Annotated in this window: 13 protein-coding genes and 1 tRNA gene; 5 read left to right on the forward strand and 9 right to left on the reverse strand. The window is 70.5% G+C overall.

Annotation, left to right across the window (positions count from 1 at the left end):
* Nucleotides 1–142: 142 nt before the first annotated feature.
* The 4 genes from galE to ACFV4F_RS11040 all read right to left on the reverse strand — a co-directional run bounded on the left by galE (nt 143) and on the right by ACFV4F_RS11040 (nt 2,782).
* Complete coding sequence (gene galE, locus ACFV4F_RS11025; protein WP_380444284.1) at nt 143–1,105, reverse strand: UDP-glucose 4-epimerase GalE; 963 nt, start codon at nt 1,103–1,105, stop codon at nt 143–145.
* A 175-nt stretch (nt 1,106–1,280) separates the two neighbouring features.
* On the reverse strand, nt 1,281–1,949 hold the full coding sequence (locus ACFV4F_RS11030; RefSeq protein WP_380444282.1) for a LuxR C-terminal-related transcriptional regulator: 669 nt from the start codon (nt 1,947–1,949) through the stop codon (nt 1,281–1,283).
* Between the two features lie 168 nt (nt 1,950–2,117).
* Nucleotides 2,118–2,193: transfer RNA gene (locus tag ACFV4F_RS11035), tRNA-Thr, on the reverse strand.
* Between the two features lie 118 nt (nt 2,194–2,311).
* On the reverse strand, nt 2,312–2,782 hold the full coding sequence (locus ACFV4F_RS11040; RefSeq protein WP_380501630.1) for a winged helix-turn-helix transcriptional regulator: 471 nt from the start codon (nt 2,780–2,782) through the stop codon (nt 2,312–2,314).
* A 147-nt stretch (nt 2,783–2,929) separates the two neighbouring features.
* On the opposite strand from ACFV4F_RS11040, the gene ACFV4F_RS11045 reads away from it, so the two are divergent.
* A complete protein-coding gene (locus ACFV4F_RS11045) occupies nt 2,930–3,526 on the forward strand; it encodes a flavodoxin family protein (RefSeq protein ID WP_380501632.1) in 597 nt (198 codons plus the stop codon).
* A gap of 46 nt (nt 3,527–3,572) precedes the next feature.
* On the opposite strand, the gene ACFV4F_RS11050 is transcribed toward ACFV4F_RS11045, so the two are convergent.
* Nucleotides 3,573–4,889, reverse strand: a complete 1,317-nt coding sequence (locus tag ACFV4F_RS11050) for an MFS transporter (RefSeq protein WP_380501634.1) — start codon at nt 4,887–4,889, stop codon at nt 3,573–3,575.
* Between the two features lie 162 nt (nt 4,890–5,051).
* On the opposite strand from ACFV4F_RS11050, the gene ACFV4F_RS11055 reads away from it, so the two are divergent.
* Genes ACFV4F_RS11055 through ACFV4F_RS11065 form a run of 3 tightly spaced genes read left to right on the forward strand, consistent with a single transcriptional unit; the run spans nt 5,052 to nt 8,424 of the window.
* Nucleotides 5,052–5,513 (forward strand): WXG100 family type VII secretion target, encoded by a 462-nt coding sequence (locus tag ACFV4F_RS11055; protein WP_380444274.1) that lies wholly within the window; start codon nt 5,052–5,054, stop codon nt 5,511–5,513.
* A 9-nt stretch (nt 5,514–5,522) separates the two neighbouring features.
* A complete protein-coding gene (locus ACFV4F_RS11060; RefSeq protein ID WP_380501636.1) occupies nt 5,523–7,748 on the forward strand; it encodes a hypothetical protein in 2,226 nt (741 codons plus the stop codon).
* Nucleotides 7,741–8,424: a hypothetical protein gene (locus ACFV4F_RS11065; RefSeq protein WP_380501638.1), complete on the forward strand. Its 684-nt coding sequence runs from the start codon at nt 7,741–7,743 to the stop codon at nt 8,422–8,424. The genes ACFV4F_RS11060 and ACFV4F_RS11065 overlap by 8 nt, the downstream gene beginning before the upstream one ends.
* A gap of 157 nt (nt 8,425–8,581) precedes the next feature.
* Here ACFV4F_RS11065 and mycP read toward each other — a convergent pair whose 3' ends face one another.
* The 3 genes from mycP to ACFV4F_RS11080 form a co-directional block, all read right to left on the reverse strand.
* Nucleotides 8,582–9,775, reverse strand: coding sequence for a type VII secretion-associated serine protease mycosin (mycP, locus tag ACFV4F_RS11070; protein ID WP_380501640.1), 1,194 nt, complete (start codon nt 9,773–9,775; stop codon nt 8,582–8,584).
* A 239-nt stretch (nt 9,776–10,014) separates the two neighbouring features.
* Nucleotides 10,015–11,622 (reverse strand): WXG100 family type VII secretion target, encoded by a 1,608-nt coding sequence (locus ACFV4F_RS11075; RefSeq protein ID WP_380501642.1) that lies wholly within the window; start codon nt 11,620–11,622, stop codon nt 10,015–10,017.
* A 4-nt stretch (nt 11,623–11,626) separates the two neighbouring features.
* Nucleotides 11,627–12,064 carry a hypothetical protein gene (locus tag ACFV4F_RS11080; protein WP_380501644.1) on the reverse strand — a complete coding sequence of 146 codons (438 nt, stop codon included), beginning with the start codon at nt 12,062–12,064 and terminating at the stop codon, nt 11,627–11,629.
* Nucleotides 12,065–12,383: 319 nt separating this feature from the next.
* Here ACFV4F_RS11080 and ACFV4F_RS11085 point away from each other — a divergent pair, with 319 nt between their 5' ends.
* The gene (locus ACFV4F_RS11085; RefSeq protein WP_380501646.1) at nt 12,384–14,231 is read left to right on the forward strand and encodes an FUSC family protein; all 1,848 of its coding nucleotides are present in this window, start codon (nt 12,384–12,386) and stop codon (nt 14,229–14,231) included.
* Between the two features lie 31 nt (nt 14,232–14,262).
* On the opposite strand, the gene ACFV4F_RS11090 is transcribed toward ACFV4F_RS11085, so the two are convergent.
* Nucleotides 14,263–16,080 (reverse strand): ABC-F family ATP-binding cassette domain-containing protein, encoded by a 1,818-nt coding sequence (locus ACFV4F_RS11090; protein WP_380501648.1) that lies wholly within the window; start codon nt 16,078–16,080, stop codon nt 14,263–14,265.
* Between the last annotated feature and the right edge of the window lie 27 nt (nt 16,081–16,107).

Here is a 16,107-nt window from a genome sequence, read left to right on the forward strand (position 1 = left end):
GCGCGGGGGGGCGCGCCGGGCTTTTGTCCCCCCCCGCCCGCCACTTTTCGCGCGGGGGGGGGGGGGGGCCCCGCCCCCCCCGGGGCGCCCCCCCGGGGGGGGGGGGGGGGCGGCGCCTGCGGTTCCTTCGAGCTCGGCCCGCTTACAGGCCGTTCTTCTCCAGCGTGAACTTCCAGGCGTCGGCGACGATGTCGTCCAGGTTCGGACGGCGCGGCGTCCAGCCGAGGGCGTCGTGGGCACGCTCGGCGGAGGCCACCAGCACCGCCGGGTCGCCGGCGCGGCGCCCGGACACCTGCACCGGGATCTCGCGGCCGGTGACGCGCTTGACCGACTCGATCACCTCACGCACCGAGAAGCCGCTGCCGTTGCCCAGGTTGCAGATCAGGTGCTCGCCCGGCTTGGCGGCGTCCAGCGCCAGCAGGTGCGCGTCGGCCAGGTCGGCGACGTGGATGTAGTCGCGGATGCAGGTGCCGTCCGGGGTCGGGTAGTCGTCGCCGTACACCGCGATGTGCGGGCGCTGGCCCAGCGCGGCCTGGAAGACCAGCGGGATCAGGTGCGACTCGGGGTCGTGCCGCTCGCCGTAGGCGCCGTACGCGCCGGCCACGTTGAAGTAGCGCAGCGACACCGCGGCCAGGCCGTGGGCGACGGCCTCGCTGGTGATCAGGTGGTCGACGGCGAGCTTGGTGGCGCCGTAGGTGTTGGTCGGCGCGGTGCGGGCGGTCTCGGCGATCGGCACGACCTCCGGCTCGCCGTAGGTGGCGGCGGTCGAGGAGAACACCAGCTTGCGCACGCCGGCCTCGCGCATCGCGCTGATCAGCTCCAGCGAGCCGGCCACGTTGTTGCGCCAGTACTTCTCCGGGTCCACGACCGACTCGCCGACCTGCGAGGAGGCGGCGAAGTGCAGCACGCCGTCGAAGGAGCCGTCCAGCACCTTGCCGGCCTCCTGGATCCGGCCCTCGACGAACTCGGCACCGGCCGGAACGCCCTCGCGGAAACCCGTCGAGAGGTCGTCCAGGACGGTCACCTGGTGCCCCGCCTCCAGCAGGTGAGCGGCCACCACACTGCCGACGTAGCCGGCGCCACCCGTGACCAGGTACTTACTCATGATGAGACCTCCAGCGGGCGATGGCCGCCGGATCGGCGGGGCCATCGGAAACGTGCGAACGACTGGCGCCTATTCTCCCTGCCCTCCGGGGGTGCTCCGGACCAGGGTCCGCGGCCCCCGCGACCGCCTGCGGCAGCTCCCTCCGGTGCCCTTCATCGCCCTCCGGCGCACGCCTTCAGTCGGAGGCCATCCGCTCCAGCAGGCCGGTCCTCGCGGCCACCGCCGCCGCCTCCAGCCGGGTCCGCGCGCCCAGCTTCATCAGCACCCGCTGGACGTGCGTCCGGGCCGTGCTCGCGGCGATCCGCATCCCGGCGGCGATCGCCGCGGTGTCCTCGCCGTCCGCGATCCGGGCCAGCACCTGCACCTCACGGCGGGTCAGCAGGCGCAGCAGCCGGACGGCTTCGTCGTCCGGCTCGGCGGCCGGCCGCAGCAGCTGGTCGAAGGCGCCGCGCAGCACGTCCACGGCCACCGCCGCCTCGCCCGCCCGGGCCCGCCCGATCGCCCGCTCGACCACTTCGATCCGCTCGTCGCTCGGCACGTAGCCCGCCGCCCCGGCCGCGAACGCCCCGGCCACACCGCGCAGTTCACCCACCGGGCCGAGCACGATGACGGCCACCTCGGGCCGCTCCCGGCGGATCCGGCGCAGCCCGTCGAACGCGCCCGGCTCGGCCGGCGCGGCCACGCCGAGCAGGCACACCTCGGGCCTGCGCCCGGCCACCAGGTCGGCGGCCACGCCCGCCGGCGAGCCGACCGCGAGCACCCGGTGACCGCGCAGCTGGAGCGCGGTCGCGAGTGCCTCGGCCAGCAGCCGGTGGTCGTCGACCACCACGAGTCGAACGCCCATGACGCCCTCCCGGTCGGGGTCCGGCTCGCGCCCGCTCCCCACGGGCGGGCGGCCGATGACGCACCATCACAGCGCATTCCGTACCCGACTCGCTAGGCCACCGCGTGTCGGCGGCCCGGCCGGGCCGGGAACGCGAAAGACCCCCGCCTTCAGGCGAGGGTCTTCGAGTGGAGCCCCCATGCGGAATCGAACCGCAGACCTTCTCCTTACCATGGAGACGCTCTACCGACTGAGCTATAGGGGCTTGCCGGACGTTTCCGCCGGGCCGGTCGAACAAGGAAGACATTACACGGCCGTCGGCCCGGAAGGGAAATCGGCTCCGACCTGCCCCCTCCGCCCCCCTCCGCCCCCTTCCGTCGCCCTCAGGCCTCGGCGTGCGCCGCGTCGAACACCTCGCGGGCCGCGAGCATCTGCTGGGCGCGGCGCTCCGTCCAGCGGCCGAGCGGCGAGACCAGTTCGGCCAGTTCCCGGCCGAGCGGCAGCAGGTCGTAGACCACGCGCGGCGGCGTCTCCGGGTGGACCGTGCGGCGCACCAGGCCGTCGCGCTCCAGCGTGCGCAGCGACTGGGTGAGCATCTTGCGGCTGACCCCGCCGATCCCGCGCTGGAGTTCGGAGAACCGCTGCGGGCCGCAGAGGGCCAGGCTCATCAGGATCAGCAGCGACCACTTGTCGGCCAGCTCGGCGAACATCTCGCGACTGGGACAGAGCTGGGCGAAGACGTTGAGCTCCAGCTCCTCCCGCTGCACATGCTCCTGGGATCCCCGGGGCTCCCGGGAGTCCCAGGACTCCCGGTGCCACCCGATGTCGGCGCGGGCCGTTTCCTCCGTCGTCATGACACCCAGGGTAGCTCCGTCGGTCTCCAATCCCCCCTTGGTAACCATTGGAGACTTGGTCTATATTGGAGACCAGGCGGGCCGAGGCCCGTCGTCCCCTTCCTTCTTCGTCCCCCGGGCCACCGCCGCCCGTACAGGAGTGCCCGCATGACCGCCATCCGCCCCACCGTCGCCATCGCCTTCCACTCCGGCTACGGCCACACCGCCGTCATCGCCGAGGCCGTCGCCCGCGGTGCCGCCGCCGGCGGTGCCGAGGTCGTCTCGATCGCCGTCGACACCATCACCGACGAGCAGTGGGCCCAGCTCGACGCCGCCGACGCGATCGTCTTCGGCTCCCCCACCTACATGGGCACCGCGTCCGGCGCCTTCCACGTCTTCGCCGAGGCCACCAGCAAGCGCTGGTTCGGCGACGTCTGGCAGGACAAGGTCGCGGCCGGCTTCACCAACTCCGCCTCCAAGAGCGGCGACAAGGCCGGCACCCTCGGCTACTTCCAGACCCTCGCCGCCCAGCACGGCATGAACTGGGTCAACCTGGGCCTCAAGCCCGGCTGGAACGCCACCACCGCCAGCGAGAACGACCTCAACCGCCTCGGCTTCTTCAGCGGCGCCGCCGCCTCCTCGCCGGCCGACGCCGGCGCCGAGGCCGTCCACAAGGCCGACATCGCGACCGCCGAGCACCTCGGCGGGCGCGTCGCCAAGCACACCGCGGTCGTCCTGGCCGGCCGCGCCGCCCTGGCCGGCTGACCGCGCCGCACCTGCCTGCCGCACCGCCTGCCGCACCGCCTGTCGGCTACGCCGCCGGATCCGTCCCCAGCAGGGGCGCCCGGCGGCGTTCGCCGTCCACCGACCCCAGCTCCGCACCGCACGTCTCCGGCAGCAGCCGCAAGCACAGCACCGCCACCACGCCCAGCGCCGCCACGTACCAGCCGACCAGCTCGGCCGTCCCGTACGCCGCCGTCAGCCGGGTCGCCACCAGCGGCGTCAGCGCCCCGCCGACCACGCCGCCCAGGTTGTACGTCAGTGCCGCGCCCGTGTAGCGCACCCGGGTCGGGAACAGCTCCGGCAGGAACGCCGCGACCGGCCCCAGCAGGGCACCCAGCACCACCATCGCCCCGGCCAGCGCCACGAACATCAGCGGCCGGCGCGCCGTCTCCAGCAGCGGGAACTCGACGAGCGACCAGGCCGTCGCGAACGCCGTCGCCCACAGCATCGTCCGCCGCCGGCCCCAGCCGTCACTGCGCCCCGCGGTCGTCCACCCGGCCGCGCCCATGCCCACCGCGCCCACCAGCAGCATCGGCAGCAGCACGGTGCTCGGCACCCCGAGACCGGTCGCCGCGTACGCCAGCGCGTACGTCGTGGTCAGGTAGAACAGCGCGTACCCCACGGTGATCACGCCACAGCCCACCAGCACCGTGCGCCAGTGCCCGCGCAGCACCTCCGCCACCGGCAGCCCGGGCCGGCCCGCCTCCTGCCCGCGGAACAGCGGAGACTCCTCGACCTTCAGCCGGATGAACAGCCCGACCACGACGAGCGCGAGCGAGGCGACGAACGGGACCCGCCACCCCCACTCCCTGAACGCCCGCTCGTCCAGGCCGAGTTGCACCAGCAGGAACACTCCGTTCGCGAGCACGAACCCGACCGTCGGCCCCAGCTGCAGGAACGCCCCGTACCGCCCGCGCCGCCCGGCCGGCGCGTGCTCCGCCAACAACAGCGCAGCCCCACCCCACTCCCCGCCGAGCCCGACCCCCTGACACACCCGCAACACGACGAGCGCCACCGGCGCCCACCACCCCCACACCCCGAACCCCGGCAACACCCCCACCGCCGCCGTGGCCACCCCCATCAGCAGCAGCGACACCACCAGCGTCGTCTTCCGCCCCAACCGGTCCCCGAAGTGCCCGAACACCACGGCCCCCAACGGCCGCGCCAGGAACGCCACCGCGTACACCGAGAACGCCGCCAACAGCGCCCCCACCGCCCCCAACCCCGGGAAGAACACCGCCCCGAAGACGAGCGCCGCCGCCGTCCCGTAGATGAAGAAGTCATAGAACTCGATCGCGGTCCCGATCAGAGCCGCAGCCGCCGCCCGCCGCACTTGCACACCCATGCCCCCAACCCTGCCCGCCCCACCCACCCCACCCCCAGCCCCCACCCGAGTGACCCCGGCGCACGACCCCATCCCGCGCGCCCCGTGGCAGACTCGCAGCGACGAAGTGGCGACACTCCGCGCACGGTGGAGGTCGCTCAGCCCACTCCTGAGGGGGGATTGATGGTTGATCTGGACTTCGAGCGCCGAATGAACCCGTGGCTCTTCGACAGCTCCGGAAAACTGACGGACGCGGCCAAGAAGCAGTTTCCCGACCTGGCCGCCGTCGAGTCCGGAGCGCCGGCGCCGGTCTACACACCGAGCGCCCCCGCGCCCGGTACATCGGCGCCGACCGTAGCCGTCAGTCCGGAGGCGCTGAGGCGTGCGGCAACCAACAGCGACACCCTGAAGACCAAGTTCGGGCAGGCGTGCAAGCAGCCCACCACGCACGCCTCCGCGGCCTCCGCGCAGCTCCCGACCAACTGGGCGCTGCGCGCTGCGATCACCAGCGCGGCCGGCGTCTGGACGGACCAGGTCAGGACCCTTGAGGATGCGATCGGAAACGTGGCCGGGAACTTACGCCTCAACGCCGACCGGTATGCGCAAACGGATCAGGCGAATACCCACGCGTTCGGAAAGGGCTGAGGCACCGGCATGAAGTTCGAAGAACTGAGGAACGCGCAGGTGACCGGCCTTGACACCCTGGCCGGCGAGTTCGAGGCGATGCTTCGGCAGTGGAACTTCTCCTCCGAGCTGACCGGCGACATCATCACGCCCTTGAACGGCTCGGGCTGGCGCGGATTCGCGGCCGAGACCGCGGCTGAGAACATCACGAAGATACGCAACGAAATCGACGCGGCCTTCGAGGAGGCCAGCGGCATCGCCCAGACCCTCCGTGATGCCCACACCGAGATCACCGCCGCAAAGGCCGACCTGGAGGCGGCGATCCGATCGGCAACCGACCAGAAGCTGACGGTCGACAACGACGGAACCGTCCACTGGCCCCCGGCGACGACCCCGGAGGAGAAGAAGGACCCCGACTACGCCGGGGCCTACCGGCAGAAGGCCACCGACGCCGCCGACGCGATAGCCAAAGCACTGTCCCGGGCCGCCGAAGCGGACGCCGCCGCAGCAGCCGCTCTCGCAGCGGACACCGGCACTGACCGGAAGGCGTTCAACAAGAAGCCGGTGGGCGGCGTCTCCGAGCAGGAGGCAAAGCAGGCAGTGGACCTGATGCGTCTCGGGGACAAGGCCACGCCCGCACAGATCGCCCAGCTCGACACCCTGCTGAAGGCGCACTCCAGCGACTCGCGGTTCGCCACCCTCTTCCTCGACTCCATGGGGCCGGACGGTTTTCTCAAGTCCTTCGGCGCAATGGCCGAGTACAGCGGCTACTACGGCAACGACGCGACGAAACGGGCCCTGGCCGATATGCAGGCCAATCTCGGCCTCACCCTCGCAACGGCAACGGACGGGGCCAAGCAACCGCATCTGTCCGACGCGTGGCAGGCGGGACTGCGCAAGGCTGGAGCCAGCCAGTACCAACTGCTCCCGGACCAGCTCCAAGGCGGCAACCCGTACGGCTACCAGATCCTCTCCAACATCCTCCGGACCGGCACGTACGACCAGCGCTTCCTCAACCCGCTGGTCGAGCACATCACCCAGCTCAGTGCAGCGAATCCAGGCCGTTGGGAGGACGCCGTCAGCAAGGCCAACCCGCTGGAACAGGTACTCGTCCTCGGAAAAGACGGCTCAGGCCTCAACCCGATGGCCGGCGCCCTGGAGGCGCTCGGCCACAAGCCGGAGGCGGCGACCGCGTACTTCCATGACCCGGCAACCACCTACAACGAGGACGGAACGGTCAAGGCCACCGGCCAGCCGAACACCTACCTGAAACAACTGACCGACGCGGGCTTCAACTCCCTCCTCCAGGACTTCGAGCCGGACCACCTCACTCCGCACTACCGGGCAGCAGCACATGACGCGACCGCACTCGGCCATGCGCTGGAGGCGGCCACCACCGGGCGGGCCTACGACGCGACCGACGGTCCGATGCCCACGCACTCACGCGAGATGAGCGCGGTGATGAAAGACGTCGTCGATCGGTTCGGGAACACGGACGGCCCCGGGCTGCTCAAGAAGGACGGGATATTCACCACCATGGACCCGAGCTTCGGCCACATGGTGGCGTCGTACATGGGCGACGTCCAGATCGCAGTCGACCACAACAACCACTCGATGCCGACCAACGGGGACCCGGCCGGCCTCGACCAGGGCGCCACCCAGAAGCTGCTGGGGGTGCTCGGCCGGAACCCAGATGCCTTCGGCACGATCGCGCAGGCACAACAGGCCTACACGACTGCCCACCTGCAGGACGTCATGCTGCAGAAGGACAAGTACGGGGAACTCTTCGGCGAGGCCATCACGAATGCTGCCCGCCCTGGAGGCGAGGTGGCAGGCATCCTCAACGCTGTGGCAACCGATGAGGTCTACAAGCAGAAGCTGCAGGAAATGACCGACTACAACAACAGCGTCGACGAGAAGGTCGGCTGGGCCAAGCAGGTATGGACGGCTACCGCAGGCAAGGCGATAGAGGGAATCCCCGGGGCGGATAAGCTTCTGACAATTCCCACCGACAAGATATTTCAGAACATAGCGCTGGGCTACCACATCGACAGATATCCGAGCGACGCCGCCGCGGACTGCTTCAACAGCGGGAGGAACGCCGCGTCGGACGCGGCAGAAGCAGCCATCAGGGAGACGGCGAAGGGCAAGGGGATCGACCCGACGTACCTCAACGCCTTGGCCAATACGGCCGCCAACGGGGCGAAGCAGGGTCTCTCCGACGGAAGCATCCTGACAAAGGCAATCAATGCCTGACGCCCCGGAGAATCCCCTCGAAAGTGCCCCCGCAGAACAAAAAGCGGTCCGGTACCGGCAACGCCGATTGGTACTCGCGATGGTGCTGGCGCTGGTCGTCGGCGGGGGCGGCGGGCTGTGGTGGTGGGCCTCGCACGACTCGCTGAACCTGCCCGAAAGTGCCTGCTGGTCGATATTGGACCAGAATGACCTGCGTTCGCTGGCCGGTGCGGCGCGGGGGACGTACACCGTTCGTTACGGAGAGCACCGTGGGGACGAAAACTCGCTCCAGCCGGGCCTACAGAATCAGACCTGCACAGTGGAGGAGGATCACCACGTGCTCTCGGGGGTGACCGTCCGCCCGTGGGGCAAGCTCACCTACCACGATGTCTACGACGCGAACGCGGACCCGGCGGCGAAGCGGCAGTCGGACCTCGGTCCCGACATCCAGGGGCTGTGGGAGGAACACGGCAGAATGCGGCTCGCGTTTCTTTGCGATAATCCAGCGGCGAATTTGACACATCTCACGTACCTGGAGGTCATGGTCTGGGGAGACTCCGAACTCGTCGACCCCGAGCTGCCATCGGTTCGCCAGGCCCGCCTGAACACTGCACTGAAGACGGCCAAGACGGCCGCCAGCACGAGCGGGTGCGTGAACCCGATTCACTTCCCGGCGCAGGCGCCCGGGGTGGTCTGATTCGCACGACGGCGCGTCGCCCGGCGGCCTCTCGCTCCTGCCGCGGACCGAGAGGCCGCCGCTGCATTCGTTCAGGCGGTGAGGTCGCTGTCGTGGTCGAACTCGCGCGCCTCGATGTCGGCATCCCGAAGCGGTTCAGCCCCAACTCGGCCGCCAATTACCTCACGTACGGGTTGTCCGTTGGCTTCACCGGCGACCCATCGGCTGCAACCCTGCTGGCCGCATTTCGCCACCGTGCCACGAAGATCACCCCACCCGCCACCAGTACCACTCCGCTGACCACGGCGATCGCAATCGGCAGCACCGCGCCACCCGAATCGGATGCCTTGTCTGCGATGGGCGCCGCTGCCGGAGAACCGACATTCGTCGGTGCTGCGGGCACGGCAGCGGGTGAGGTCGCCGGGGCAGAAGAGGTATCGGCCGATGGCGAAGCCGAGGGCATCGGAGCCGTCTTGCTCGGAATCGGGTACACATCCGCCGGCCCCGGATCGCCCGGCGTGGCCAAGGCGATGCGAGGGCGGACCGCGCCATACCCGACGCTGTCGTTGCGGCTGGAACCATCGGTCGGCTTACCAGCCGTGTTGATGAGGACCCGCAGAACCTGATTCGCCGTCCAGTCGGTGTGCACGGCCCACACCAGGGCCGCCGAGGCTGAGACCAAAGCGGTCGCAGCCGACGTGCCGTGGCCTTTGCAGTAGCCAGTAGGGTCGATACACGCCTGGACGATATCTGTGCCAGGCGCCACGAGATCAACCTGCCAACCCTGTTGAGACTCAGCCGCCGTCACCAAATTCCTGTCGACGGACCCGACACCGACGACATACGGCAAACCTCCCGGGTACTCGACCAGGTTTCCGTCCTGTGCACTGTTCCCTACGCTGGCAATCACCAACGAACCCTTGGCCACCGCACGAGCGAGTACGGCATTTAGCTTTGCCGCATTTTCGGGAGACGTCACAGCCGCAGCGACCCCCTGCGAGATGTTGATGACCTTGGCCCCCTGATCAACCGCGAAATCGACGGCCTGCCCGATCTGATCAAGAAAGACCGCTGCGGGAACCGCGTGGCCCGGGACACCACCGTCGACCTTCACGGGAAGGATTTTGGCCCCCGGCGCCAGGCCATAGGCACCTTTCCCCCCCATTCCCTTGCCAGACCCGGCAATGAGGCTCGCCATCGCCGTACCGTGACCGTCGGAGTCGTCCCCAACCCCACCCGGCAGTCCACTGAAGTCCTTACCCGGCAGAAGTTGTCCGGTTAGGTCCGGGTGATCGAACTTGAACCCGCCATCAATCACGGCAACGGTGATGCCCTGTCCGGTCGACGTATTCCACATCTCCGGAGCGTGCATCGCGTCCAGATACCACTGATCGCCACGAATGGAACCCCCGGCAGCTGCTGGAGCCACAGCCGGACCGGCCATGACGCCGACCGCCAAAGCCGCTCCAGCAAGGCCGCGCCAACGCACTCTGCCGCACGTTCGCCGCATCACAACTCCTCGTCAGTCTTCGTGTCAGCCGAGGGCCGTGCCCCGGACAGGTCTGCCCGGCCCTTGGGGACAGACCAGCCGGCCGGGCAGTCGCGTCAGTTCTACTCAACCACGTTCGGATTGCTAAGCGGTGTACCGCTGGTCCAGGTCTCCTCGTCCTCGTGCAGGTAGTCAGGCCTCTGGCGGCGATCCCGCTCGTTCCTCCCCGCCCCGCCCCCATGCACGCCCGGCATCATGCCGTTCTGGCCGGAGCGAGCCCCACCTTCAACAGTCGCAGTCTGCCTGCGCAGGCCAGTACCGCCGGGGGTGAACTCGCCACCAGCGGAAGGGCTCTTCCGTCCGCCAACAATCCCGCCACCGGTCGAGGTCAGGCCCCGGCCACGTGTGCCCCCGCCCGAGGCACCCATACCGGGGCCAACCGGACCGGGATGCATGCCACCCATCCCCGGCATCCCCGATACCCCTGCTCGCCCCGGCTGCGCCTCACAAGCTCCGAAGACTGTCCCGGTGGGCAGCCCTGGGGTAGCTGACCGTCCTGGAAGAGAACCGCCGCCGAAGGGAGCCGGCCTGCCAGAAGTCGAGCCACCACTCCTGCCTGGCACCGATCCACCCTTTCCTGGGTGGCCACCCGCCGGAACCGAACCGCCGATCGGGAAGGCGGGGTTACCTCCGGCCTCCGCAGCCCCGCCCGAGCGTCCGGGAGCCCCTCCCACACCATCGAGTGGCAGATTCCCGCCATGGATCGGACCGACCGGCACACTCGGGCTCAGCAGGCTTGGGACGGCTGGCAGGCTATCGAGACCCAAACCAGGACGGTCAACGGGAATCGACGGAGCTACTGCCCCCTCCTGTTCCTGCGGAGGTGGCACGCCCTCTCCACGACTCGAAGAAATCGGATCGATCCGCCCCAACGCCTCTGGCTTCTGCTGACCAACTGGCGGTTGGCGAAGCGCTTCCGAGCCGCCGCTGTAGCCGCCGCCCGGCGGGGCGTAGGCAGAACGCTGGCCACCGGCGCTCCCGCTCGGGTGGTGGACTGCACCATCGGGGTGTGTCGATCCCTCACCGCCGGGGGAGTAACCAACCAGGTCCTCCCGATGCTTGGCCCCCGGCGTTCCCGGCAGGGTCGGTTCTTCCAGCGAGTTCAGTGTCGTCGTGGCCGCGGAGTAGGCCTGCGCCAGCTTCTCCATCTGTCGGATGGCTTCCTGGCGGTCACTCTCGATCCTCGCCGCTGCCACGTCGGCCTGGGCCTTGGTGATCCAGCCTTCCTTGTTCTTCGCCATGAAGTCGTCGAAGGACTGGCCCGACTCGGCAATCTGGGATCCCACGCCGGGTGACAGGTACTGCAGCTGGTTCTTGGCGGCCGCCAGCAGACTGATCTGCTTGTTGGGAGGATCGGGAACGGCGACCTGCGCGGTGCTGAGGGACTCGCCTGCCTGCAGGAGCGCGTCGCCGGCCTTGGTGGAGTAGTCGCCGAGCAGCGTGGCGGACTTCTGCAGGTTTCCGGCCCAGGTCTTGAAGCTCTCGGCCGCCGGGCCTTCCCAACCGACGTTGTCGACGTGCGACTTGAGGGCTGCGCTCAGGTCCTTCAGGACCTGGCCGGCCGCCTGGAGTTGTACGCCGCGGTCTACCACGGTCTTCGCGTCGGTCGAGCGGACCATGTCCTTCAGCTGGGCATGGTCGTACTGCTCAAAGTTCGTGCCGTCTGCCATTTCGTCACAGCCCCTCGATGCTCTTCGACGCTGCCCCGCCTGCCCCGCCCAAGTTCGCGTGCACGGTCTTGTGCGCGTCGGTCGTTGCCTGCTCGTTGCCCGCATAACTGCCGGCCGTCTTGGCCACCGCGAGTTTCATCGCCTCGATCTGGGAGGCGAAGTCCTTGTGGAGCTTGACGAGCTGGGTGTGGACCTTGTCGTAGGCGGTGGTCAGGGCGACCGCCTCCACGACGTGTTCGCTGTACGCGCCGCTGATCAGGGCCTTGCCGGCCAGCTTCTGCGCCTGCAGCTTGTCGGGTGCCGCCGCCGAGCCCTCCATCGTCTGCAGTAGTGCCTCGATCTTGCTGGCGAACGCCGTCAGCGTGTCGAGCTCCACCTTGACGTCCTGCTTGCCGAACGCGGACACCAGGTCCGCGACGTTGGGCGTCTCCGGTACCCCCACGGGCTGGTCCGGCTTCGGCCTGGGACCGGGCGGGACTTCTCCTGGCACAGCGAACACCTCTCCCCCGCTGCGGATGGCGGTCCGCAACACACCGTCAACTACCGAGCCTTGTAGTCACTGTCGGCAACGCCACCACCCCGACGGGTTGCCGGTACGGGTCATGCTAGCGATCGGCACCGTCAGCCTTGGTGCGCTTGGGTGCGATCGGTACGAACGGGCGGGCGGGCGCGCTCGGGCCGGTAGGATCGCGGTGTACGACCCGATCTGCCGCGCAATGTCGCACAGCAGCGACCCCTGGCCGCAGAACGGACGTGACCGCATGCCTGTCGAGGAGATCCCCGCCACCGCCTGGTGGGCCCGGGCCGTGCGGCCGACGCGGGTCGTGTTCCCGGGTGCGTTGGTGGTGCGGGCGGCTGCCGGGATGGGGGTGCCGCTCTCCGTCGGGCTCCTCGCCCACCGGCTGGATCTCGGGGTGTTCGCCGGGCTCGGGGCGATGCACGCGACGATGAACGACCGGGCCGAGCCGAACGGCTTGCGGGTGCGGCGGATCGGGACGGCCCTGCTGGCGTCCGCCCTCGGCATGCTGATCGGGACGGTGCTGCAGTACGTCCACGTCTCGCCGCTGGTCCTCGGCGCGGCGCTCACCGTCACCGCGTTCGTGTCCGGCGCCCTCAGCGCCACCGGCCCGCGCGGTTCCGCCGCCGGCATGCTGCTGCTGGTGTCGACGGCGCTGGGGAGCGGGATGCCGTTGCCGCATCCGTGGTGGGCGGCGGCGCCGATGATGCTGGCGGGTGCGGCGTTCGTCCTCGTCCTCGGACTGCCGGCCGGTCACGTCGACGAGCGCGACCGCGCCCTGGCCGCCGCGTACGACGCGCTCGGCCGCATGCTGGCCGATCTCGGCACTCCGCAGGGTCCGGCCTCGCGCCGGGTCCTGACGGCCCGGCTGAACCAGGTGCAGGACTTCCACCCGGACCGGACCGATCCCCGGTACGAGGCCGCCCTGGTCGCCTCCGAGGCGGCCACCGGCCTGTTGTGGGCGCGCCGCCCCGTCCCGCCCGAGGTCGCCGACGTCCCCGTCCGCCTCGCACGCGCCGTGGAGCAGGGCAGCAGCGAGATCACCGTCCCCGACTGGCGCCCCGACACCCCCGCGCGCCAGGCCCTGGACGCCGCCCTGCGCGCCGCTGCGGACACGGTGGCCGGCCGGGAGGTGGTGCTCGGCACCGCCCCCGCGCCGCCGCCCGACCCGTGGCGCATCCGGGCGCGCCTGCTGTCGCGCGGCTCGGTGGCGTACGGGCTGCGCGTGGCGCTCTGCATCGCGGTGGGTGCGGCGGTCACCGCCAACTACCCGCTGAGCAAGAGCTACTGGGTCCCGATGACGATCGCGTTCGTGCTCAAGCCGGACCTCGGCTCGGTGTTCCTGCGCGCGGTGAGCCGCTCGGTCGGCACCGTGCTGGGCGTCGCGCTCACCGCCGCCGTCGTGGGCGTGACCACCGACGAGTGGATCCTCACCGCCGTCGCCGCGCTCTGCGTGGCCCTGTTGCCGTACGCGACGGCGGCGCACTACGGGCTGACGACGGTCGCGATGACGCCGATGGCGCTGCTCCTGCTGCAGCTCGGCGGGCAGAGCAGCGCGGCCGAGTTCCGGCCGCGGGTGCTGGACACGGCCCTGGCGAGCGCGATCGTCCTGCTGCTCGGTTACCTGCTGTGGCCCGAGCGCCCGCGGCACCGGATCGAGCCGCGCGTGGTCGACGCGGCCACCACGCTCCGGTCCTACCTGGACGCCGTGACGACGGCCGGACGGGCCGAGGTGTGGCTGCGCCGCACCACGTACCGGTCGCTCGCGGACGCCCGCCTGGAGGTGCAGCAGGGCCTCGCCGAACCGCCCCCGACCGGCCGGCTCGCCGAGCAGTGGCTGCCGGCGACGGCGGCGCTGGAGCGGCTGGGCGGCGCGGTGGCGGCGTACGCGGCGCAGCTCCGGTACGGCGGGCGGGTGCCGGACCCCGCCGAGGTCGACCGGGTGCGCCGGGCGCTGGACGACCTGACCGCCGCCGCCCGTGAGCACCGCCCGCCGACGGGCCCCGCGGCCCGCCCGACGAAGCCGCACGACCCGGCGCGCAGCGCGCTGGGCCGTGCGGCGGACGAGCTCGAAGCCCTGCTCACCCCGTAGGGCGGTCAGCCCTGCTCACCCCGTAGGGCCGTCAGACCTGCTCGGCCAGCTCCAGCCAGCTCATCTCCAGCTCCTCCTTCTCCTCCCGGACGGCGCGCAGCTGCGCGTCCAGTTCCGCGACCTTGGAGAAGTCGGCGGCGTGCTCGGCGAGTTGGGCGTGCAGCTTGGACTCCTTCTGGTCCAGCTTGGCGATCTGCCGCTCCAGCTTCTGCATCTCCTTCTTGGCGGCGCGCAGGTCCCCGCCGGAGAGCCCGGCCCCGGCGGCCTCCTCGACCGCGGGAGCGGCCGCGGACGCGGCAGCAGCCGTAGCGGCGGCCATCCGCGCCCGGCGCTCCAGGTACTCGTCAACGCCGCCCGGAAGCATGCGCATCCGCTTGTCGCCGAGCAGCGCGTGCACGACGTCGGTCGTCCGCTCGATGAAGAAGCGGTCGTGGCTGATGACGACCATCGAGCCGGGCCAGCCGTCGAGCAGGTCCTCCAGCTGGTTGAGCGTCTCGATGTCGAGGTCGTTGGTCGGCTCGTCGAGGAAGAGCACGTTGGGCTCGTCCATGAGCAGGCGCAGCAGCTGCAGTCGCCGCCGCTCGCCGCCGGAGAGGTCGCCGACGGGCGTCCACTGCTTGTCCTTGCCGAAGCCGAACTGCTCGCACAGCTGGCCGGCGCTCATCTCCCGGCCCTTGCCGAGGTCGACGCGCGAGCGGACCTGCTCGACGGCCTGGAGCACGCGCACCTCCGGGTCCAGCTCCGCGATCTCCTGGGACAGGTAGGCGAGCCGGACGGTCTTGCCGACCTTGATCACGCCGGAGTCCGGCTGCACGTCGCCCTCGGAGGCGTACGCGTCGCGCAGGGCGCGCAGGAGCGAGGTCTTGCCGGCGCCGTTGACGCCGAGCAGGCCGATCCGGTCGCCGGGGCCGAGCTGCCAGGTGAGGTTCTCCAGGAGCAGCTTGGGGCCGGCCTTGACGGTCACGCCCTCCAGCTCGAAGACCGTCCGGCCGAGGCGCGCGTTGGCGAACTTCATCAGCTCGGACTTGTCGCGCGGCTCCGGCACGTCGGCGATCAGGGCGTTGGCGGCCTCGATGCGGTAGCGCGGCTTGGAGGTGCGGGCGGGGGCGCCGCGGCGCAGCCAGGCGAGCTCCTTGCGGGCGAGGTTCTGGCGCTTCTGCTCCTCGACGGCCTCGATGCGGGAGCGCTCGGCGCGCGCGAAGACGTAGTCGGAGTAGCCGCCCTCGTACTCGTGGACGGAGCCGCTCTGGACATCCCACATCCGGGTGCAGACCTGGTCGAGGAACCAGCGGTCGTGGGTGACGCAGACGAGGGCCGAGCGGCGCTTCTGCAGGTGCTGGGCGAGCCAGTTGATGCCCTCGACGTCGAGGTGGTTGGTGGGCTCGTCGAGGATGATCAGCTCGGGCGAGCCGAGGAGCAGCTTGGCGAGGGCGATCCGGCGGCGCTCGCCGCCGGAGAGCGGGCCGATGACGGTGTCCAGGCCGTCGGCGAAGCCGGGCAGGTCGAGGCCGCCGAAGAGGCCTTCGATGATGTCGCGGATGCGGGCGTCGCCGAGCCACTCGTGGTCGGCGCGGTCGGCGATGACCTCGTGCCGGATGGTGGCCTTCGGGTCGAGCGAGTCGTGCTGCGTGAGGACGGCCGGTTCGAGGCCGCCGTTCCAGGTGATGCGGCCGCCGTCGGGCTCCTCCAGCTTGGCGAGCATCCGGATCAGGGTGGTCTTGCCGTCGCCGTTGCGGCCGACGACGCCGATCCGGTCGCCCTCGCTCACGCCCAGGCTGACCGCGTCGAGCAGGGCGCGGGTGCCGTAGACCTTCGTGACGGACTCGATGGTGGCGAGGTTGACGGCCACGTGTGCTGCGCTCCTGGGGGGTTCGGC

The organism is Kitasatospora sp. NPDC059722, from assembly GCF_042733235.1.
Lineage (GTDB): Bacteria > Actinomycetota > Actinomycetes > Streptomycetales > Streptomycetaceae > Kitasatospora.